The sequence below is a fragment of the Rhizobium sp. BK456 genome (assembly GCF_014194045.1).
In the GTDB taxonomy this organism is placed as follows: Bacteria; Pseudomonadota; Alphaproteobacteria; order Rhizobiales; family Rhizobiaceae; genus Rhizobium; species Rhizobium redzepovicii.
The window spans coordinates 102,488-124,045 of record NZ_JACIAO010000009.1; the positions used below are offsets into that span (position 1 = coordinate 102,488).

20 protein-coding genes are annotated in these 21,558 nt (G+C 63.9%); 11 read left to right on the forward strand and 9 right to left on the reverse strand.

The features are described from left to right. Positions 1–33 precede the first annotated feature (33 nt). From FHX03_RS24005 to FHX03_RS24025, 5 genes are all read left to right on the forward strand, one after another. Entirely contained in the window at positions 34–939 is a 906-nt protein-coding gene (locus FHX03_RS24005; protein ID WP_183855784.1) for a sugar phosphate isomerase/epimerase family protein, read from the forward strand. Next, the gene (locus FHX03_RS24010; protein WP_183855786.1) at positions 936–1,961 is read left to right on the forward strand and encodes a Gfo/Idh/MocA family oxidoreductase; all 1,026 of its coding nucleotides are present in this window, start codon (positions 936–938) and stop codon (positions 1,959–1,961) included. The genes FHX03_RS24005 and FHX03_RS24010 overlap by 4 nt, the downstream gene beginning before the upstream one ends. Before the next feature lie 31 nt (positions 1,962–1,992). After that, positions 1,993–3,165 (forward strand): Gfo/Idh/MocA family protein, encoded by a 1,173-nt coding sequence (locus FHX03_RS24015; protein WP_183855788.1) that lies wholly within the window; start codon positions 1,993–1,995, stop codon positions 3,163–3,165. 80 nt (positions 3,166–3,245) lie between these two features. Beyond that, complete coding sequence (locus FHX03_RS24020) at positions 3,246–4,187, forward strand: sugar phosphate isomerase/epimerase family protein (protein WP_097626140.1); 942 nt, start codon at positions 3,246–3,248, stop codon at positions 4,185–4,187. Between the two features lie 107 nt (positions 4,188–4,294). Beyond that, complete coding sequence (locus FHX03_RS24025) at positions 4,295–5,479, forward strand: hypothetical protein (protein ID WP_183855790.1); 1,185 nt, start codon at positions 4,295–4,297, stop codon at positions 5,477–5,479. Here the strand turns inward: FHX03_RS24025 and FHX03_RS24030 are convergent. From FHX03_RS24030 to FHX03_RS24065, 8 genes are read right to left on the reverse strand one after another with little or no spacing between them, the layout of a single operon-like run. Next, positions 5,476–6,489 carry a succinylglutamate desuccinylase/aspartoacylase family protein gene (locus tag FHX03_RS24030; RefSeq protein WP_183780032.1) on the reverse strand — a complete coding sequence of 338 codons (1,014 nt, stop codon included), beginning with the start codon at positions 6,487–6,489 and terminating at the stop codon, positions 5,476–5,478. The two genes, FHX03_RS24025 and FHX03_RS24030, sit on opposite strands and share 4 nt — an antisense overlap. Positions 6,490–6,521: 32 nt before the next feature. After that, complete coding sequence (locus tag FHX03_RS24035) at positions 6,522–6,866, reverse strand: RidA family protein (RefSeq protein ID WP_097626142.1); 345 nt, start codon at positions 6,864–6,866, stop codon at positions 6,522–6,524. 36 nt (positions 6,867–6,902) lie between these two features. Continuing rightward, positions 6,903–8,213 (reverse strand): alanine racemase, encoded by a 1,311-nt coding sequence (locus FHX03_RS24040; protein ID WP_183780035.1) that lies wholly within the window; start codon positions 8,211–8,213, stop codon positions 6,903–6,905. Then, positions 8,206–9,162: an amidohydrolase family protein gene (locus FHX03_RS24045; RefSeq protein WP_183780038.1), complete on the reverse strand. Its 957-nt coding sequence runs from the start codon at positions 9,160–9,162 to the stop codon at positions 8,206–8,208. The genes FHX03_RS24040 and FHX03_RS24045 overlap by 8 nt, the downstream gene beginning before the upstream one ends. Beyond that, on the reverse strand, positions 9,159–10,100 hold the full coding sequence (locus FHX03_RS24050) for an ABC transporter permease (protein WP_183780041.1): 942 nt from the start codon (positions 10,098–10,100) through the stop codon (positions 9,159–9,161). Before FHX03_RS24050 ends, FHX03_RS24045 begins: the two co-directional genes overlap by 4 nt. Then, a complete protein-coding gene (locus FHX03_RS24055) occupies positions 10,097–11,059 on the reverse strand; it encodes an ABC transporter permease (protein WP_183780044.1) in 963 nt (320 codons plus the stop codon). The genes FHX03_RS24050 and FHX03_RS24055 overlap by 4 nt, the downstream gene beginning before the upstream one ends. Next, positions 11,056–12,570, reverse strand: a complete 1,515-nt coding sequence (locus tag FHX03_RS24060; RefSeq protein ID WP_183780047.1) for a sugar ABC transporter ATP-binding protein — start codon at positions 12,568–12,570, stop codon at positions 11,056–11,058. Before FHX03_RS24060 ends, FHX03_RS24055 begins: the two co-directional genes overlap by 4 nt. A gap of 21 nt (positions 12,571–12,591) precedes the next feature. Beyond that, positions 12,592–13,662 (reverse strand): ABC transporter substrate-binding protein, encoded by a 1,071-nt coding sequence (locus FHX03_RS24065; protein ID WP_183855792.1) that lies wholly within the window; start codon positions 13,660–13,662, stop codon positions 12,592–12,594. A 222-nt stretch (positions 13,663–13,884) separates the two neighbouring features. On the opposite strand from FHX03_RS24065, the gene FHX03_RS24070 reads away from it, so the two are divergent. The 5 genes from FHX03_RS24070 to FHX03_RS24090 all read left to right on the forward strand — a co-directional run bounded on the left by FHX03_RS24070 (position 13,885) and on the right by FHX03_RS24090 (position 18,965). Then, on the forward strand, positions 13,885–14,670 hold the full coding sequence (locus FHX03_RS24070) for an IclR family transcriptional regulator (RefSeq protein ID WP_097620086.1): 786 nt from the start codon (positions 13,885–13,887) through the stop codon (positions 14,668–14,670). A gap of 278 nt (positions 14,671–14,948) precedes the next feature. Then, positions 14,949–16,301, forward strand: coding sequence for an LLM class flavin-dependent oxidoreductase (locus tag FHX03_RS24075; protein ID WP_097626148.1), 1,353 nt, complete (start codon positions 14,949–14,951; stop codon positions 16,299–16,301). Positions 16,302–16,311: 10 nt separating this feature from the next. Next, on the forward strand, positions 16,312–17,163 hold the full coding sequence (locus tag FHX03_RS24080; RefSeq protein WP_097626149.1) for an ABC transporter permease: 852 nt from the start codon (positions 16,312–16,314) through the stop codon (positions 17,161–17,163). A 38-nt stretch (positions 17,164–17,201) separates the two neighbouring features. After that, positions 17,202–18,185: an ABC transporter substrate-binding protein gene (locus FHX03_RS24085; protein ID WP_183780053.1), complete on the forward strand. Its 984-nt coding sequence runs from the start codon at positions 17,202–17,204 to the stop codon at positions 18,183–18,185. A gap of 9 nt (positions 18,186–18,194) precedes the next feature. Then, the gene (locus FHX03_RS24090; protein ID WP_131711173.1) at positions 18,195–18,965 is read left to right on the forward strand and encodes an ABC transporter ATP-binding protein; all 771 of its coding nucleotides are present in this window, start codon (positions 18,195–18,197) and stop codon (positions 18,963–18,965) included. Positions 18,966–19,094: 129 nt separating this feature from the next. Here the strand turns inward: FHX03_RS24090 and FHX03_RS24095 are convergent, their stop codons facing one another. Beyond that, positions 19,095–20,906 (reverse strand): chloride channel protein, encoded by a 1,812-nt coding sequence (locus FHX03_RS24095; RefSeq protein WP_183855794.1) that lies wholly within the window; start codon positions 20,904–20,906, stop codon positions 19,095–19,097. 206 nt (positions 20,907–21,112) lie between these two features. Between FHX03_RS24095 and FHX03_RS24100 the strand changes: the two genes are divergently transcribed. After that, the gene (locus FHX03_RS24100) at positions 21,113–21,550 is read left to right on the forward strand and encodes a MarR family winged helix-turn-helix transcriptional regulator (RefSeq protein WP_097626153.1); all 438 of its coding nucleotides are present in this window, start codon (positions 21,113–21,115) and stop codon (positions 21,548–21,550) included. The last annotated feature ends 8 nt before the right edge of the window (positions 21,551–21,558 follow it).

Here is a 21,558-nt window from a genome sequence, read left to right on the forward strand (position 1 = left end):
AAGGAAAATCATGTCTGGAATCCGGAGGTCAAAATGAAGATCGCAATCGACCCGTTCATGCATCGGCATCTCTCACTCGAGGCGTTGCCGGGGAAGGTTAAGGAACTCGGCTACGACTGGATCGAGCTCTCGCCACGCGGAGATTTTCTCGAATGGTTCAAGGCGCCGCGCGTCTTTCCTGAGCGGATCAAATCATTGAAGCGCTCGCTGAAGGAGGCGGATGTCGGGATCGCCTCGCTGCTGCCGATGTACCGCTGGGCGTCCAATGACGAGACCGAACGCAAGGCCGCCGTCAAGCACTGGAAACGCGCCATCGAGATCGCGGTCGAGCTGGAAGTCGGCGTGATGAATTCCGAGTTCGGCCGTGGCCCGCATCCCGACAAGGGGTCCTGCTATTGCTGCCACACCGGCTCGATGATCGAGGCCTGCGAGGATGCCTGGTGGCGCTCGATGGAGGAACTGGTGCCGATCTTCGAGCGCGAGGGCATCCAGCTCAATGTCGAACCGCATCCGGAAGACTGGTGCGAGACGCTGCAGCCGGCGCTCGACATCATCCGCACGGTCAATTCGAAGAGCGTCAAGTTCCTCTATTGCGCCCCGCACACCTTCTATTTCGGCGACGATACCAGGGCGATGCTGCGCGAGGCGAAGGACGTGCTGGCGCATGTCCATGTCGGCGACACGTTCAACCACAAGGCTTCGTCGGGCCTCAGATATATCCTCAATCCGCCCGGCACCAACGCCCGGGTGCACCAGCACCTCAATATCGGTCAGGGCGAGGTTCCCTGGGACGCGTTCTTCGGCACGCTCGCCGAGATCGGCTTCGACGGCATCATGACCGCCTGCGTCTTCGCCTGGGAGGACAAAGCGGACCAGAGCGGCACCTTCATGCGCGCGGAAATGCAGCGTTACATCGATAAGCACTGGGGGGCGAAATGACCCTTCAGGTTGGCGTCATCGGCACCGGTATGATCGGTCAGGATCACATCCGCCGCCTGACGAACGTCGTTTCCGGTGTCGAAATCGTCGGCGTTACCGATATCGACCAGGCCCGCGCCGCCGCTGCCGCCCCCGCGGGGGCGGAGGTGTTCGCCACCCCTTCGGCGCTGATTTCTTCGGAAAAGGTGCGGGCCGTGATCATCTGCTCCTGGGGGCCGGCGCATGAGGAGCAGCTGCTCGCCTCGATTGCCGCCGGCAAGCCGGTGTTCTGTGAGAAGCCGCTGGTGACCTCCGAGGTGGCCGCACTCCGCGTCATGGAGGCGGAAGCGGCGTTCGGCCGGCGGCTGGTGCAGGTGGGTTTCATGCGTCGTTTCGATGCCGATTATCGCCGCCTGAAGGCTGTCATCGACGGCGGCAGACTCGGCGCGCCGCTGCTCTTCCACTCTGTGCATCGCAACGCTTCTGTTCCCGAAGGGCTCTACACCTCGGAGATGCCGCTGAACGACACGCTGGTCCATGACGCGGACATTTCCCGCTGGCTCCTCTCCGACGAAATCACCGGCGTGGAGGTGCGTGTGCCACGCCGGTCCTCGCGCGGCGGCGCGTTGCGCGATCCGGTGTTCGTGCTCCTGCACATGGCCTCGGGAGCGCTTGTCGATGTCGAGATTTCGGTAAATGTCGCCTATGGCTATGACATCCGGGGCGAAATCAGCTGCGAGGCGGGTGTCGCTGCCCTTCCAAACCGCCCGGCGACCGTGATCTCGGATTTGAACGGCATTCGCCAGGCGATCCCCGAGGATTGGCGCGAGCGCTTCATCGAGGCCTACGACCAGGAATTCCGTGAATGGATCGCCGCCGCCTCTAAAGGAACGGCCGGCGGACCTTCCACCTGGGATGGATATGCGGCGACGCTGGTCGCCGATGCCGCTCTCAGGGCCGTGTCCAGCGGCGGCCTCGAACCGGTCAACATGATACCGAAACCCAAGCTTTACGCACTGCCGACCGCCATGGCGGCGGAATGACGCGGCAGGCCATTTCAGGAGCAATGATCAGATGATCAACGGAGAAAGATCCATCGAGCGCCCCTTGCGTTGGGGCATGGTCGGCGGCGGCCGCACCGGGCAGGTGGGCTACAAGCATAGAACCGGCGCCCAGCGGGACGGCACCTACCGGCTCGTCTGCGGCGCCTTCGACCTCGACGCGGCGCGCGGACGCGACTTCGGCACGAAGATCGGCGTCGCCGCCGACCGCTGCTACGGCGACCATAAGGAGTTGATCGCCGGGGAGGCCGGGCGCGAGGACGGCGTCGAGGTCGTCTCGATCGCCACGCCGAACTTCACCCATTACGAGATCACCAAGGCGTGCCTGGAAGCCGGGCTGCACGTGATCTGCGAAAAGCCGCTATTCTTCACCGTCGCCGAATGCGACGAGATCACCAAGCTCGCCGAAGAGAAGGGCCTGATCGTCGGCGTCACCTATGGCTTCACCGGCCATCCGCTGGTGCATCAGATGGCGGCGATGGTCAAGAAGGGCATGCTCGGCGAGATCCGCATCGTCGACATGCAATATACCCACGGCTTCAATGCGGGCGACGATGTCGGCGCCGGCGAGGCGGTGAAATGGCGCACCAATCCGAAAACCGCCGGCCCGACCTTCGTTCTCGGCGATATCGGCACCCACCTCTATTACCTCTCCGAAGTGGTGCTGCCGCATCTGAAGATCGAAAAGCTGCTCTGCGACCGCAAGGCCTTCATTCCGACCCGCGCGCCGCTCGAAGACCATGCGACCGTTCTCATGCATTACGACAACGGCGCCCGCGGCCGTCTCTGGGTATCCTCGGTCAATGCCGGCAACATGGGCTCGCAACGCTACCGTTTCGTCGGCTCCAAGGCCTCGATCGAATGGTCGGACGCCCATCCCGACCAACTGATCTATGAAGTGCAGGGCGAGCCGAACCGCACTCTGCATCACGGCATGCCCTATCTCGAAGAGGAAAGCCTGGCGGCTGACCGCATGGGCGCGCTGCACACCGAAGGCCTCGGCGACAGCTGGGCGAACATCTACCTCTGGATCGCCCAGGCGATCGATGCCAAACGCCGCGGCGACGAAGCCTTCCTCAGGAGCCACCATTATCCCGGCATCGAAGCCGGCACCGAAGGCGTGCGCTGGCTGGAAAACTGCGTCCGCTCGGCTGATGCGGGCGCGGCCTGGATCGACTTCAAATAGCTCCCTCCGAGGGCGCGCCGGGATCTCCTCCACCCTCTCACAAAGGCGCGCCCTCAATTTCCATAGGAAAGATCGAGACGATGAAACTCTCCATTTGCACCGACGTTATGGGCAACCTGTCATTTACCGACATGCTCGACAAATGTGTTGAACTCGGCGTCGAGGGCATCGAAATGACTGGCGGCGGCTGGTCGCGTGCCCCACATTTCCGCGCCGACGAACTGCTTGAAGACAAGGGGCTTTTGAAAATCAAGCTTCAGGAAATCGAGGCCCGCGGCCTTGAAATCGCGGCACTGAACTGCTCGGCTAACCCGCTCGATCCCGGCGAGATGGGCAAGCGCCACCGCAAGGAAATGGAACAGACGATCCGTCTTGCCGGCGAAATCGGCATCAAGACGATCGTCACCATGTCCGGCCTGCCGGAAGCCGCCCCCGGAGACAGCGTGCCGAACTGGCTCGTCTATACCAAAAGCTGGCCGGACGAGATGCCGGAACGCGACCGCTACCAGTGGGAAGATCGCGCCTTCCCGCTCTGGCATGATCTGGTCAAGCTCGCGCGGGAAGTCGGGGTCGAGCGATACGCGCTGGAAAACTTCTCGGCGATGCTCGTCTGGAACCCGGAAACCCTGTTCCGTCTGCGCAACGAGGTCGGTCCGGCGGTCGGCATGAACCTCGATCCGAGCCATCTGTTCTGGAAGGGCGCCGATCCGATTGCCGCGGCACGCGCGCTCGGAAGCGCAATCCATCATTGCCACGGCAAGGACACGCGTATCGAGCGGGGCCTTGCCGACATCAATGGTCTTCTGGAGCTGAAGGACGTGACCGACGTCGCCAACCGTACCTGGAATTACGTCGCCGTCGGCGCTGGCCATGACCTGCAGTGGTGGAAGGAATTCTTCTCGGTCGTCAGGATGGTCGGCTACGACGGCTGGGTCAGCCTCGAGATGGAAGACTTCACCATGTCGACCGAGGCCGGCATCCAATCCTCCATCGAGGCGCTGCAGGCAACGATCAGCCGCTGACAGGGCAGGATGGGCGGCTTTCGCGCCGCCCTCCGCGTTCAAACGAGCCTGGACACTATTATGGACACATGTTCTATAAAGCGGACAGACTTGAACCGGAGCGCGCCATGCACCTTTCCATGTGGACTTACCCCTGGGATATCCAAGACCAGGGGCTCGATGCGATTGCCGGAGAGCTTCGCAACCGGGCAGGCCTCAACACGATCAGCATGGCGACCTCCTATCATGCCGGCCGCTTTCTCCAGCCGCGCAGCCCGCGGCAGAAGGCCTATTTTCCCGAGGACGGGACGGTCTACTTCCGGCCGGACGAGAGCCTGTGGCAGGACAAGCTGATCCGGCCGCTGATGGCGGCGAATGTCACCGAGCGCGGCGACATGCTGGAGGCGCTGGTCAGGGGACGCGACGCGACCGGTCTCAAGGTCTCCTGCTGGACGGTCTGCCTCCACAACAGCCGTCTCGGCATGCTGCATCCTGATCACGTGACGCGCAACGCCTTCGGCAATCCCAACTATTACAATCTCTGCCCTTCCAGCCCGGCGGCGCGCGCCTATGCCGTCACCCTTGTCCGCGACATCACCGTGAATTACCAGCCGGATATGGTGGAGCTCGAAAGCCCGAACTTCATGGGCTTCGCGCATGAATACCATCACGAGAAAGACGGCGTCGGCCTCAACACCGAAGACGATTTTCTGCTGTCGCTCTGCTTCTGCGATCATTGCGCGGCGCGCGCCGCAAAGGCCGGCGTGCCGGCCGAAGGTGCACGCCGAACTGTTGCGCGTTTCATCGCCGAACTCTGCGAACGTGATATCCCGGAATGCCAGTTCCCGGATTTTCCGGCGGCCGGCATCGATGCCTTCCGCGACCATCCGGATTTACACGCCTATCTCGCCTGGCGCAGCGAACCGGTGACCAGCCTGATCGGCGAGATCAAGGCGGCGGCCGATCCGGCGAGCCGGATCGTGCTGATCGACCTGAAGGACGGCTGGCTCGGCGGCGTCGATCTCTCAGCTGTCGGCAAGCTCTGCGACGGGGCGATCCTCTGCTGCTACGACATGACGCCGGATGCCGTCGGTGATGTCATCCGCGCCGGCCGGGCAGCACTTGGATCGGAGAAATTCCTCGGTGTCGGCCTGCGCGTCTTCTATCCCGAGGTCGGTGAAGCCGCGGTGCTGGCGGCTCGCGCCAAAGCTGCCGTCGACGCTGGCGCTAATGGCGTCAACTTCTACAATTACGGCCTGATCCCGGCCAAACGTCTCGATTGGGTCAAGGCGGCGGTCGACGGGCTTCTCTAAGCGGAAATCGGTTCGGCGACCTGGATCAGGCAGTCACCGGCCTGGCTGTCGCAATGCAGACGGTGGGAAATGACCATACCGTCCTCGGCAAAGCGCAGCTCTTCCTCCGACTGCTCCAGGCATTCCAAGTCATGATACCATCCGGCCAGATCGCCGGCCGAAACCGTGGCGCCAAGGGCAGCGGCCGGCTCGAACCAGCCTCTGCGATCGGCGTAGATTCCCTGGCTGTGCCGGGATAGCGAGAGGAGTTGCAGCGGCCCCGGTTCGGCAAGCGGCGTGCGGGAGAGAACCGGACGCCCGACAATGCCGAGGGTTACAAGCAGTCGGTCGATCGCTGCCGCCGTGAAGGCCATCGTCGCAGGCGTCACCGTTCCGCCGCCGCCGAACTCGCCGGAAAGACCGACGATACCGGCCCTGGCCGCAGCCCCCATCGATGTCGGCGCCGCCGGGCCATTGTCGGCGATGAAGGCATGCGACGCGCCCATCGCCCGCATCAGCGCGACCGACCGCTCGAAGCGGATGGCGTCGGCCTGCCGCTCGATCAGCGTGCAGGGCAGGTGCGCCATCGACGTGCCGCCCGAATGCAGGTCGAACATGACGTCATGGCGCGGGAAGAGTTCGTGTTCGAGGAAATGCGCCAGGCGCGCCGTTGGCGCCCCCGCGGGATCGCCGGGAAAAGCCCGGTTGAGGTTGCCGCCGTCGAAGGGCGAGCAACGTTTGGCCGCCATCACCGCCGGCAGGTTCGCCATCGGCAGGATGGTGACGGCGCCGCGGATTGCGGTGACGTCAAGCAGGCGCATCAGCCGGCCGAGCTGCAGTTCGCCCTCATATTCGTCGCCGTGATTGCCGGCCATCAGTAGCAAAGACGGCCCCTCGCCATTTCTCAGGCAAAGGATCGGAACGCGGATCTGATAATAGGGCGAACGGTCGATCGAATAGGGAATGGCGAGATGGCCGGCCTGCCGGCCCTCACGCGAAAAGTCGATCGGATTGACGAGGCCGCTATGCATGGTCCCTCCAGTGCGGGGCGGTTGCCGCGCAGTTACAGCGCCGCGACCGCGGTCATTTCGACGCGCAGGTCCGGGTCGGCCAAGCGCGCTTCGGTGCAGGCACGCGCCGGCGGGTTTTCGATGTCGATCCAGCTGTCATAAACGCCGTTCATCGCCTCGAAATCGGTAATCGCCGGCAGGAAGACGTTGACCGCGAGGAGATGCGAGCGATCGGTGCCGGCTTCCTTCAAAAGGGCGTCGATCTTGCCGAGCACATCGCGGGTCTGCTCCTCGATGCCGGCCTTGCGATTTTCCGCGACCTGGCCGGCAATATAGACGAGACCTCCGTAGCTGACGGCCTGGCTCATACGCGGGCCCTTCTGATAACGCTGGATCATGCAGCTTTTCCTTTTCTTGGTTTTTGCAGGGAGAATTCAGCCGAAGCTTGTGAGATAGGCGGCCGTCACCGAATGATCCGGATCGAGGCCATAGAGGATTGCATGCCGGTCGAGGCAGGTGCAGGGATGCGAAATGCCGAACTCGACGACGTCGCCGACCGAGACGTCGCTATCCTCGGCAAGAGTCAGGAAGGCATGCTGATCGTTGAGGCGGAAAACCTCGGCGCTTTCGAAATTGCAGAGATATGCGCCATTGCGATAGAGCGCCAAAGGCCGCGGCAGGCCCTGGTCCATCGCCACGTCGCGCATGCCCATGCCTGAAATCGCAAGCTGTGGCTCCGGCCGCGAGAGGACTTCGGCCCAGACCCTGAGCGCCGGACGGAAACCCGCCGCCGCGGAAACCGTCTTGTCGCCAATGCGCAGACCGCCGCGTGCATCGAGGCCGGCAAGGCCGCGTTCGTAGATGCCGTGATCGTGAAAGAAGATCGCGCCGCTGCGCAGCACGAGCCGGCAGGCGGGATCGGCCGCGACGGCCGCTGAAAGCCGCGCCACCACGACATCGAAAAACACCGAGCCGCCTGATGTCAGAAGCAGCGGCCGTTCCTTGCCGATGCGGGCCCGTATCTTCGGCAGGAAATCGGGTATCATCGCCATCAGCGCGTCGATACGAAGCATCGTCTCTTCCGCATTGGCGGTCGCGGCCGCACCCTCATAGGCGGCGATACCGGTCAGCCGGAAGGCCGGCGTCTCCACCGCCAGGATCGCGTCGAGAACTGCCGCCGCGGCGTCGGTGCTGCGCAGACCGGCGCGGCCGGCGCCGAACTCCACCAGCAGGCCGAGAGGCGGCAGATCCGCGCGCTCCTGCCATGCGGACCGGAGTGCCGCGACGAGCGGCGTCGAATCCACGAAAACATGCAATTTCGCATCGGGATAATGGCCGAGCAGGGCCGCAAGCCGGCGGGCGGCGGCGATCCCGCCGATCTCGTTGGCAAGGATCAGCCGTCGCTGTCCCGCCTTGAGCATGACGGCGGCCTGGCGGATATCGGCGACGGTCGTGCCCCAGGCGCCCGCGGCCAGAAGCGCCGCTGCCAGCGCCGTCGACATCGGCGTCTTGGCGTGCGGCGCGATTTCGGCGCCATAGCTCTTCACATAGGCCATCATCAAGTCGACATTACTGGCGAAGGCCTGCCGGTCGAGCGAGATCAGCGGCAGCGCCATCCTACCGTCATAAGGTTTCCATCCCTGCGCTCCCACTGCCGCAAGCGGCAACTGCGGATGGCCCGGCGGAAAGCCTCGCACCCGCTCATCGAGCACCATATCGTCCATCGCAGCATGAAGATCAGACATGGCGGCCTCTGCCGATCCCGGCCGGATCGTCCAAGCCTAGGCGATAGCTATCGTTGGCTGTGGCAAAGAACAAGGCGCGCTGCTCGTCGAGAGAGAGCTCAGCGGCAACCGTGCGAAAAGTCTGATAGACCTCGTCGAAAGAAGCATGCAGACCCGCGACCGGGAAGTCGCTGGCAAACATCGACCGCGCCGGACCGAAACAATCGAGGCAATGTTCGATCACCGGTCGCAGGCTGTCGAGCGTCCACGCATGGTCATAGGCGACAAGGTCGGAAATCTTCACGCGCACGTTGGGCGCGCCGCCGAGCGCCCGCAGGCCGCGATACCAGAGCGCCATGCCGTCCTTCGTCCGGTCGGCAGGGCTGCCGCCGTGGTTGAGCACGAAAAGCGTGTCGGGAAAAGCCTGCACCAGATCGAGCGCCTCAGCCATCTGCCAGGGATAGAGCATCAGGTCGCAGACCAGCCCGAGCCGCGTGGCATGGGCAAGCCCCGCGCGCCAGGCGGGATCGGCCATGCGATCCGGACGCGATGCAAAACGCTTCGCCACATCGGGATGCCAGCTCAGAATATCGCGGATGCCGACGACGTTGGGGTTTTCCGCTTCCGCCTCGAGCAGGCGCGCGGCATCCGGACCGTCGAGGGGAACGCGGGCGACATAACGGCGGGCCACGCCGGAACTGCGGTCGAGACCCTCAAGCCAGCGGCTCTCTTCCAGCGGGTAGGCAACCGACCAGCCGGCCTCCACATGCACCGTCGCAATGACGTTCTGTCGCGCAGCATCGGCGCGATAATCGTCGATGCCGTAATCACGCAGGATCGGTCCGAGGTTTCCCACCACCATCTCCTCGCCGGAAGCCCGCGCCTTCTCAAGCCAGGGGTGGCGCTGCAGGCTGAGGTCCCAGAGATGGTGGTGCGGGTCGATCACCGGCCCGTCATAGCACTTCGTCATCGGCGCGCCTCGCGGCCGGAAACGAGCAGCAGGGCGAGGATCAGCGTGCCGAACATGATCGAGCGCCAGCCGGGCGAGGCATTGACGACGGTGATCAGCGCCGTCGTGGTGACAAGCAGGATCGCCCCCGGGATAGTGCCGGCATAGGTGCCGCGGCCGCCGAGGATGGAGGTGCCGCCGAGCACGACGGCGGCGATCGAGGTCAGCAGATAGGGGTCGCCGATGCCGACATAACCCTGCCGGTTCATGCCCAGCACGAGAATGCCCGCAAGCCCGGCGAAGAAGCCGGACAGGGTATGGACGATCAGCGTGTTACGGGTGATGCTGACGCCGGAAAGCCGGGCGGCGAGCGGGTTTGCCCCGAGCGCCAGGAACCGGGCGCCGATCGGCATGCGGTGGACGAGCAGCAGGACGACGATCGATACGGCGAGCCACAGCAAGATGCCCGAGGGGATGCCGAGCGGCCGCGCCTGCCCGAGCAGGATGACGGCCGGATTGCTGACGGTGACGGCGCTGCCGCCGGCGACGATGACCAGCAGGCCCTGCAGGAAAGTCGCCATGGCAAGCGTCATGATGATCGGCGGCACGCGCAGATAGGCAGCGCCCGCACCGTTCATCAGGCCGATGCCGGTGGCGATGGCAAGGCCCACCGCGATGCCGGCAAGGCCGGTCGGATCCCAGGCCGGCGAGATCAGCGGCAATAGGATCGCCGTGACTGTGATAACAGCGCCGACCGAAAGATCGATGCCGCCCATCAGGATGACGAGCGTCTGGCCGGCCGCGACGATGCCGATCACCGCGGCGAGTTCGAGGAGGTAGCGCAGATGGCCGTAGGCGCCGAAACCGCGCAAGGTGACGCTTGCGACGATCCAGACGAGCGCGACCAGAAGGAAGGTAAGCAGCGGCGGATTGCGAAATGCGGACCGGATGATGTTCATCGCCTTGCCCTCCAACCCTTAACAAGTTCCGGCACGGCGACCGCGCCGACGATGATCAATCCTTGCGCGACATATTGCGCGACCGGCGGAAAGCCGAGGAAGAACATCACGTTGATCATCACCGAGAGCAGCAGGCTGCCGCAGATCGCGCCGCGCATCGTGCCCTTGCCGCCAAGGAAGCCGACACCGCCGAGCACGGCCGCGGCGATCGAATTCAGCGTGAAGGGTGTGCCGATCACGGGATCGCCCGAGCCGGTCTGCGCCGCGACGAAGAGGCCGGTCAGCGCCGCAAGCAGGCCGGAGAGCGCGAAGGCAGCGACCCTCACCCGTTCGACCGGGACACCGGAGCGGAATGCGCCGACCGGGTTGTCGCCGGCCGCATAGATGCCGAGGCCGAGCGGCGTTGCCAGAAAGGCTTTCCAGAGCGTGAGGATGACGACCAGCAGCAGGAAGGCGATGGGCGTGTGGCCGGCAAGCGCCGTCGACAGCCAATCGGGAATGAACCCGCCCGGCCGCGGCAGCAGGATCAGCGCGACGCCGCCGATGATGAAGGAACCGGCCAGCGTGACGATGATTGCCGGCAGCCTCAGATGCGTCACGATGGCGCCGATGATGGCGCCGATCGAAAGGCCGGCGAGCGCGACAGCCAGAATGCCGCCCGGCACGCCGAGCACCCCTTGCATCGTCGTCGCCGCGATCACCGCTCCGAGGCTGACGAGTGGGCCGATCGCCAGGGTGATGCCGCCGTTCAGCATCAGCAGCGCCTGCGCCATGGTGACGAGCGCCAGCGGAAACCAGTTCTGCGTGAATTTGGAGAAACCGCCGACGGACAGGATGCCGGGAAAGAGCACCGCATAGAGGATGAGAAAGCCGGCAACGACGAGATAGAGGCCGGCGAGGCCGCGGTTGCGGCGGAGCTGGATCGAACCGTAGAGCCGGGAGGACGCAATCGTGCTCATGCCGCCTCTCCCTGCGTCGCAGCCGCAATACCCATGGCCGCACCGACGATCGCGCCTTCGCTGATCGCATCGCCCGAGAGCGTCGCGGCAACGCGCCCCTCGCGCAGAACCACGACGCGGTCACAGAGATGGACGAGCTCCGGCGTATCGGAACTGACGAGAATGACGAGCCGCCCCTCGGCGGCGAAGGCGCGCAGCATCAGGTAGATTTCCCGCTTGGTCTCGATGTCGACACCGCGCGTCGGATCGTTGAGGAGCAGAATGGAAGGATCGAGCGGCAGCCATTTGGCGAGCGCCACTTTCTGCTGGTTGCCGCCGGAAAGCGCCTGCACCAGGCGGGCCGTATCGCCCTTGATCGTCAGCCGCCGGGCAAGATCGGCGACCAGGCCGCTTTCCGCCGTCAGGTCGCGCAGCCCCTTGCGGGCGAGCCGTCCGAGCGAGGGCAGGATGAGATTGGCGGCGATGGAGTGGGGTAGCACCAATCCCTCATGTTTGCGGTCGGCCGGCACATAGACGATGCCCGCCGCATTCGCCGCGCCGACGTTTGCGGGCAGACCGGGATTTCCCGATACTTCCGCCCGGGCAGCAGACGCGGGAATCGCGCCATAGAGGCCGAGCAGCAGGTCTTCCTGGCCTTGTCCCACCAGCCCGCCGATACCGACGATCTCGCCAGCGCGGGCGGAGAAGCCGATATGGCGCACCATGCCGGCGGAAAAATCCTCGACGCTGATGCGCGTCGCGCCGGGCTTGGCGGCGACACGCGGCGGGAACAGGTCACCGGTCTCGCGGCCGACCATCAGGCGGACCAGCCCCTCGCCGTCGATGCCGGAGAGCGACTGGTCGGCCGTGACGCCGCCGTCCTTCAGCACCGTGACATGCGAGCAGAGCGCCTGCACCTCGTTGAGCCGGTGGGAAATATAGAGAAGGGCGGTGCCGCGACCCTTGAGCGTTTCGATGAGACGGGCAAGGATGCCGGCTTCATGGGCGGAGAGCGATGAGGTCGGCTCGTCCAGAATGAGCACGCGCGGCTTGCGGAACAGCGCCTTGGCGATCTCGACCACCTGACGGCGGCCAAGGGCCAGATCGGCGACCGGCATGTCGAGCGGTTCGGTGAGCCCGACCATGTCGCAGACCTCTCGTACGCCGCGATGCAGCGCTCGATAGTCGATCAGGCCGAACCGGCGCGGAAAGGCGCCGGTTCCGATGTTTTCGGCAATCGACAGGCTGGCCGTCAGGCTCAGCTCCTGCTGAACCACGGCGATGCCGGCCGCGCGCGCCGCCGCCGGGCTGAAACGCCCGACAGGCTTGCCGTCGATGAGGATGGAGCCGCTGTCCGGCTGAAGGGCGCCGGACAGGAGATTGATCAGCGTCGACTTGCCGGCGCCGTTTTCACCGAGCAGGGCGTGAACCCTGCCCGGCAGAAGGGCGACGTCGACGCCCTTCAAAACGGGATTGCCGAAAAATCCCTTGAACACCTGCCGGGCTTCCAGCAGGGGCCGTTCTTCCGTCATGACGGTGTCCTCAGCTCGGGATTACTTGGCCAGCAGCTTGTCGAAGAGCGCCTGGTCGTAATCCGAGTAGATATAGCCGTCGGCCGGAAACTTGTCGGCCCGGGCGAGGTAGCTGCCGATGGTGCTGTCGTCGATGACGGGAAGCGGCACCTTGACGAAAGCGGGCACGTCCTTGCCTTGCAGCGCCTGCACGGCGGTATAGACGGAGAGCGCGCCGAGCCAGTTCGGCTGCATCGTCGCCCAGCCCTTCAGGCCCTTCTCCTTCCACAGCTCCAGAAACTGCCGGGCGTTTTCGCCCGTCGTCGGCACCTGGTCGCGGCCCTGGCGCTCAAAGGCGAGGACGGAACCGGCCGACAGCGCGCCGCCGAGCGACAGCACGCCGTCGATATCGGGATTGGCGAAGAGCAGGCTGGTCATCGCTTCCTGTGCGGGCGCAACGTTATATTCGGTATTGGTCTCGGTAATCACCTGCAGACCCGGATTGGCGTCGAGGACCGGCTGGGCACCCTTGCGGCGATCATCACTCACCGAAATGCCGGCCGGGCCGTTCATGATGATGATCTTGCCCTTGCCGCCTAGCTGGCTGACCATCCACTTGGCAGCGGTCGCACCCCATTCGTTGGAATCGGTGTTGATCTTCGCCGTCACCTTGTCGGTGTTCACAAGGCTGTCGAAATTGACGACGGCGATGCCCTTCTCGCAGGCATCCGAAATGACGCGGTCGAGCGCGTTGGAGGAGCCGGCGATGACGACGATGGCGTCGACATTGGCGTCGATCATCGACTGGATATGCTGGATCTGCGTCTGGGCGTTGCCCTGCGCGTCGGTGATCATCAGGTCCTTGACGAGACCCCCCTTCTTCAGTTCCTCCACCTCGGCCGTGATGGTGCCTTCGGTCTGCTTCATCCAGGTCGGCACCGAATAGATGTTCGCCCAGCCGATCGTATAGGGCGCTTTCCTATCGCCCTTGATGCAATTGGCGGCGGCCGAGGCCGTGCCAGTGGAAAAGACGAGGAGGGCCGCGGCAGCGGCGGCACCGGCGAGAAGGCGGCGGCGCAGTGAAGCGGAAATGCTGTTTTCAAAATTCTTCATGTCGATCCCCTTTTTTGTGCGGCAGCCTTGACGGCCTGCCATCAATGTCCAATATATTGTACACATGATCTTTATACCGGACGAGGCGATCTTATGCCGATTTTTCTACCTCGCAAGAGGGGTGAAAAAAATTTTCGTCTGCTGCGAAATCACGGAGGTCGGTTGACAGATGCGGCGGAGGATTTGAAAAGCTTGGCCGAACAGAAATTGGGATCGACAGCAATGGATGCAGTTCAGGACGAAGCAGCCGGCAAACGCGCCCGCGGGCTCGACCGCGCCTTCGAAATCCTCGATTTCCTGCGCCAGAAACGGCAGGCGCTGAAGCCGAACGAAATCGCAGCGCAGATCGGCGCGCCGCGCTCCTCGGTCTACGAGCTCGTCAACCTGCTGCTGAGCAACGGCATTCTCGAATTCACCGGCGGCGAGGGACGGGTCTATCTCGGCCGCAAACTCTATTTCCTCGGCGCCGCCTATGAAAATCATTTCGATTTCACCCGCGAATGCGAGGCGACGCTGGAACGGCTTGCCGACGAGACACGGGAGACGGCGCAGTTCTGCATGCTGGATGGCAACCGGTATACGGTGGTGCGCATGCGCGAAGGCGCGCGGCCGTTCCGCATTTCGACCGATGTCGGCCAGTCGGTGCCGATCCCGTGGACGGCGTCGGGACGGCTGCTGGTTGCGCATCTTTCGGATCAGGACATTCTGAATTTCATTCCGCCGCAGGATTTCCGCCTACCGGGCGGCGAATGGCTCGAGCCCCAGACCTTCATCGCCGAGGTGCGCCAGGCCGAGCGCGAAGGCCTCTTCACCTTCAATAGCATCGTCGACAGCTTTACCCATTGTTTTGCCGTGCCGGTGCGCGGCGAGGAAGGCCATGCCGCCGCAACGCTCTGCCTCGTCACCCCGCGCGACGACGGCATCGCCAACCGGGACCGCTATCTCGACTGCCTGAAGAAGGCTGCCGCCGGCTTGGAGCATGCCCCGGCCCGGCCAAAACGAGGCTGACGCCAAATCATGTCACGCTAAGGCAGGACGCCACTCGTCGACCTGTCCGACATGGAAAGATAAAAGACCGCCGCAAGAGATATCTCTTGTTGGCCGCCGCGATCGTCGATTTCCAGATTCAAGCCGATCCCGCAAAACTATTCACGCTTCCTCCGAAATTATGAAATGTAGTTTCTCTATAAAATTTATGGAAAACGTAGTTTAGCGTCCTGACAGCCTATCTATGCCTTGGCCTTGAATAAGACCGGGCGATCAACGGCAAACGGAGAGGACGCGAAATGACACGGAAAATCAGGCTTGGAGCATTTCTCCCCGGTGGCGGTCAGCACGTCGCCTCGTGGCGCCATCCCGACCAGCCGGCCGACGGCGCCACCAGTTTCGAGTTTCACAAGCAACTCGCCCTGACGGCTGAGCGCGGCCTCTTCGATGCCTACTTCCTGGCCGATGGGCTGGCCGTCGGTTTTGGCGGCGCACGCGAAGGCGGCAATGCTCGTGTCGCAGGCTTCGAGCCCGTCACCTTGTTTTCCGCACTCGCGCCTCTGACCACCCATCTCGGCTTTATCGCCACCTCCTCGACCACCTATGAGGAACCTTATACGACCGCCCGCAAATTCGCTTCGCTCGATCTGATCTCGGAGGGCCGCGCCGGCTGGAATGTCGTCACCACGACGGGCGACCTCACGGCGCAGAATTTCAATCGCGACACCCAGCTTCCGCATGCCGAGCGCTATCGCCGTGCTGCCGAACATGTCGACGTCGTCCGCAAACTCTGGGAGAGCTTCGAGGACGACGCCTTCATCCGCGACAAGGAGAGCGGCGTGTTCTTCGATCCGGCGAAGCTGCACGATACCGACCATCGCGGCGAGCATTTCAGCGTGCGCGGTCCGCTCAACGTCTCGCGCTCGCCCCAGGGACATCCTGTTATCGTCCAGGCCGGGCAGTCGGACGACGGGCGCGGGCTTGCCGCGGCAACGGCCGAAGTCATCTTCACCGCCCATCAGCACATCGAAACCGCCCAGGAATTCTACCGGGATATCAAGGCGCGCGCCCGCGGCCTCGGCCGCAATCCCGATCACATCCTGGTCATGCCCGGCGTCTCCGCCTTCGTCGGCAGGACCGAAGCCGAGGCGCGGGAGAAGTATGATCGCCTGACCTCGCTCATCGTCGAAGAGGATGGGATCGGCCTCCTCAACGGCCTGACCGGCGGCACGCTCGACCTGCACGGCTATGATCTCGACGGGCCGCTGCCGCCGGCGCCGCCGACCGAAGGCATGAAGAGCCGCCAGGCCCTCATCCGCCAGATCGCCGACGAAAATAACTTCACCATCCGCCAGCTCTATCAGTGGATCGCATCGGCCCGCGGCCACTACACCATCGTCGGCACCGCCGAGCAGATCGCCGACACGCTGCAGCAATGGTTCGAGAACGAAGCCGCCGACGGCTTCAACATTCTGCCGCCCTGGCTTCCCACCGCGCTCGATGACTTCGTCGATCTGGTCATCCCGGAACTGCAGCGCCGCGGCCTGTTCCGCACCGCCTATGAAGGCAAGACGCTGCGGGAAAACCTCGGCCTACCTTTCCCGACCAACCGATGGGCTGCGGGGCGCGCAGCTCTCCAGGCAGCAGAGTGAGGAGCGATCCATGGCTTATGAAATCAATCAGGTCCTCCCAAGAAGCTTCGGCCGCCTGAAGAGCAGCGAAAGCAATAGGCCCACTTTCGCGTCGCATGTGCGCCATGCGCTCGCATCGCTTCTGCCGCGCTACGGCCTGCTGATCGCCTTCCTCGCACTCTGGCAGGTTTCGAGCACCAGGGGCTGGATCAATCCGGCCATTTTCCCGCCCCTGAACGTGATCCTGTCGGCCCTCTGGACCAACCTTGCCAATGGCGCGCTGCTTGATGACATCGCCATCAGCCTGCAGCGATCGGGAACAGCCTTTGCCTTTGCCGTCGTGGTCGGCATTCCGCTCGGCCTGTTCATGGGCCAGTTTCGCGCGGTCGAGCAGGCGCTCGATCCGATCCTGCAGCTCTTCCGCCAGACCTCGGCGCTGGCGCTCTATCCGGTCTTCATCCTGCTGCTCGGCCTCGGCGAAACATCGAAGATCTTCGTGATCTTCTGGGCGACGCTGTTTCCTGTGCTGCTCGCCACGATCAGCGGCGTCAAGGAGGTGGACCAGAAGCTCATCGAGATGGCGCGAACTTACGGCGCCGGATCGCTGACCGTCTTCCGCCGCGTCATCCTGCCGGCCTCCGTCCCCGCAATCTTCGTCGGCCTGCGCCTCTCGGCGACGACGGCACTTCTGCTGCTGATCGCCGCCGAGATGATCGGCGCCAACAAGGGCATCGGCTTCCAGGTCATGAACGCTCAGTACAATTTCCAGATCCCGCTGATGTTTGCGGCGATCCTGCTGCTCGCCTTTCTCGGCCTTGCCGCCAATGCCTTGCTCGTTCTGCTGCAGCGCCGCCTCTGCCGCTGGTCTCAGCCGAACGCCTGACCGCTTCCACCGATTTTCCTCCTCCGAAAGGACACGTCATGACTTTCCATCCCCGCAACCTTCTCCTGCCGGCCGTGATCGCTCTCGGTCTCGCCACGCCGGCCGCCGCCACCGATACGGTCAAGCTGCGCTATCTCGCGAGCCAAGGCGGCCTTGCCGCCCATGAACTCGCCGACGCACTCGGCTACTTCAAAGATACCGGCATCACGTTTGAGAATGTCGGCTATGCCCAGGGTGGCCCGGCCTCTCTCATCGCTCTTGCATCCGGGGATGTGGAGATCGGCAGCGCCGCCACGTCAGCCGTCTTGAATTCGATCATCGGTGGCAATGATTTCGTCGCCGCCTACCCATCGAACGGCATCAATGACGAGGTGCAGTCGACCTTCTACGTGCTGGAAGACAGCCCGATCAAAAGCATCAAGGACATTGCCGGCAAGAGCATCGCCGTCAATACGCTCGGCGCCCATCTCGATTACACCATCCGCGAAGCCCTGCATTCCGTCGGCCTGCCAAGCGACTCCGCCAATCAGGTCGTCGTTCCCGGGCCGCAGCTCGAGCAGGTGCTGCGCTCCAAGCAGGTCGATATCGCCGCCTTCGGCTACTGGCAGACGACCTTCGAGGGTGCTGCGCTGAAGAACGGCGGCCTGCGTGCGGTCTTCGACGATACCGACGTGCTCGGCGACATTGCCGGTGGTTTCGTGGTCCTGCGCCGCGATTTCATTCAGCAGCATCCCGAAGCCTCGAAGATCTTCGTCGAGCAGTCGGCCCGCGCCCTCGACTATGCCCGTGAACATCCCGAGGAAACCAAGAAGATCCTGGCAAGGGCACTCAGCGAACGTGGCGAGAACCCTGACATCGCACAGTATTTCCGCGGTTACGGCGTGCGCGCCGGTGGCCTGCCGGTCGAGCGCGACATCCAGTTCTGGATCGACGTGCTGGTCCGCGAAGGCAAGCTGAAGCAGGGCCAGCTGGCGGCCAAGGACATCATCTACGCGGCCGATGCCAAGCCGGTAAGCAACTGAGGAAGAGTGATGAGCCTCGCCCAGGACATTCGCCGCGGAGAGGTGACAATCCGTCACCTCTCCAAATCCTACAAGCTGAACGGCAGCCATCTGCAGGTTCTGAAAGATATCAATCTCCACATCCGCTCCGGCGAAAGCCTTGCAATCGTCGGCGCCAGCGGTTCGGGCAAGACGACCCTGCTCCGGGTTCTCGCCGGCCTCGAAGAGGCCGACACTGGTGAGGTGCTTGTCGACGGCAAGGCGATCCGCGGCGTCGGCGCGGAACGCGCCGTCATCTTCCAGGAGCCGCGCCTTCTTCCCTGGCTCGATGTCCTCGGCAACGTCGCCTTCGGGCTGGAAACGAGAGGCCTCACCCGCGAGCAGGCGAGGGCGCGGGCGCGTCACTACGTCAAGCTCGTCGGTCTGCAGCAGTTCGAGGCGGCCTATCCCCGGCAACTCTCCGGCGGCATGGCACAGCGCGTCGGCATCGCCCGAGCGCTTGCCGTCCAGCCGGAAATCCTGCTGCTCGACGAACCGCTCGGCGCGCTCGATGCGATGACCAAGATCGGCATGCAGCAGGAACTCGCCCGGATCTGGCGCGATGAGGATGTGACGACCATTCTCGTCACCCACGATCTCGAGGAGGCGATCTATCTCGCCGACCGGATCCTGATCCTGCCGCGGGAAAAGGGGGCCGAACCGCGCCTGATCGACATCGATCTGCCGCGCCCGCGCGACCGCAGCGCACCGGAATTCGTCCGGCATCGCGAGCAGCTGCTGAACCTGTTCGGGCTGCATTGAAGGCTGCCGCTGCAGCCTTCGCCAAGACTATACGATCCAGGGATCGATCAGTTCGATCCCAAAACCCTCGAAATCCCTAGGGTTGCGCGTCTCGGCCCCGCATTGCGCTGAAGAAACCGGAGGCGGCTATCAAGACTTGCTCTTCGCTCCGGCGGTCAGATAAGGCCGCCGATCCAGTTCCGCCGACCGGTAGGAGCTGCGCAGCCGTAACAGATCCTTGCGGGCTATCAGGCCGCAGAGTTTGCCGGACGCCGGATCGACGATCGGAATACGCCCATCGCCGGTCGACAGCATCAGGTCGGCGATGAAGGCAACGGTATCATCCGGATGCCCGACGGGAACGGAATCGTCCGTGACGTTTTCGGCCAGCGTCTGTAGGGCCAGATCCGCCTTCCCCTGCCAGAGCAGGGCATCGGCGCGCGAGACGATGCCGGCCAATCTGCCTTCCGCGTCCACCACCGGGTAGATCCGATGGGTTTTCTCCTGAGAGGCGAAGAAATCGCAGGCCTCGCCGATTGTCATCGTAACGGGAAGCGTGTCGACATCGGCGATCATGATCTCCCTTGCCCGGGAGAGTTCGAAGGGATCGACGCCATATTCGCGGGTGATGTGCTGCCCACGGCGCGCGATCTTCTCGGTGAGGATCGAGCGGCGCAACAGCAGCACCGTGACGGCATAGGCCACCACTGTTGCGGCGAGCAGGGGAACGAGCGTGCTGACGTCGCCGGTAATCTCCATCGCAAAGAAGGTGCCGGTCAGCGGCGCGCGCATGGTTCCGCCCATCATCGCCGCCATGCCGAGCAGCGCCCAGAAGCCGGGATCATAGCCAGGCAAGACGAGGCCGACCAGCCATCCGAGCGCGCCGCCGAAGATGAGAAGCGGCGCGAGCACGCCACCCGAGGTGCCCGACGACAGGGCAAATAGCCAGATGATCGTCTTCACCAAGAGGATCGACAGAACCGCCGGCGCGAGCAGCCGATTGTTGAGCAGGCCATCGATAATGTCGTAGCCGACACCCATCGCCCGCGGCTCGATCAGGCCGCCGAGGCCGATGACGAGACCGCCGAGCATCGGCCACCACATCCAATGGATCGGCAGCGCCTCGAACAGGTCCTCGATCCGGTAGAGCAGCGTCGTCAGCAATCCCGATTGCAGCCCCGATATGATGCCCATCGCCGCACAGGCAAAAATCCCCCACCAGGGCAAATCAACCTGGAAATGGGTTGGGAACAGCGGTCCGGTGCCGAAGAGTAGCGGACGCCAGCAGATCGACACGCAGGCGGCAACGGCGACGGGAATGAAGCTGCGCGGCTTCCATTCGAACAATAGGAGTTCGACCGCCAGCATGACCGCGGCGATCGGCGAGCCGAAGATCGCCGTCATGCCCGCGGCGGCACCGGCGACGAGCAGCGTCTTCCGCTCGGCCGCGCTCATGTGGAAGAACTGGGCAAAGAGCGATCCGATCGCCCCGCCCGTCATGATGATCGGTCCTTCGGCGCCGAACGGGCCGCCGGTTCCGATCGAGATTGCCGAGGACAGCGGCTTCAGGACCGCGACCTTCGGCGACATCCGGCTGCCGCCGATCAGGATGGCTTCGATTGCCTCCGGAATGCCGTGGCCGCGGATTTTTTCCGACCCGAAGCGGGCCATCAGGCCGATGACCAGTCCGCCGAGCGGCGGCACCAGCACCACCCATAGCGAGCGCGGCACTGAAGCCAGAGAGTTAGGCTGAGTGCCGATCTCTCCGAACCAGATGACATTGGTCACCAGCGCGATCAGGCTGACGAGACACCAGGCCGCAAAGGCGCCCGCCGTGCCGACGATGATGGACATCCCGACCAGCAGGAGAACCCGCCGGTCGGTAGTGAAATCGCCGGCCTCGCGTCGGGAAAGACCGCCGGTAAAATCATGCGGGCGGTTGCTGGGTTGATGCTGCGCCATGGAAGCCTCTGCTACGCGAAAATGGGTCTGCTTGAGTGGCGTCATTATATCGTGATACGATATAAATCAATGGACGAAAGCAAGTAGGCGAAAATCTCTCGGAAGATGCTTCACTTGACCGGCCGGCGGCTGTCCATCTATTCGAGATCGGCAATAGCGCGCGCATGGATCGCCTCCTGCGAACCAAGCGGCAAAGGAGAATGAGTGTGAAGAAAATCCCGCCGCCGCTGAGACAGGAGGATTACGAGGCGCTCGCCGACCTCAGATTCGCGCTTCGCCAGTTCATGGACTTCAGCGCGTCGGCCGCCCAGTCGGAAGGACTGCCGGTGCAGCAGCATCAAGCGCTGCTGGCGATCAAGGGGCAACGCGGCGGCGAAACCATGACCATCGGCATGCTCGCCGAGCGGCTGATCATCGCGCCGCATACGGCGACCGAGCTCGTCGGGCGGCTGTCGGATGCCGGGCTGGTCGAACGACATGCCGATCCGGTCGACAGGCGCCGTCAGACACTCCTCCTGACCGAGAAGGCGGACGAGCTTCTGACGAGGCTGAGCGCCGTCCACCTTTCGGAAATCAGGGTGATGGCGCCGAAGCTGATCGAACTTCTGCTCGAGCTTCAAAAGACGGCGCCGAAAGTGGAGTGAACGAAGCC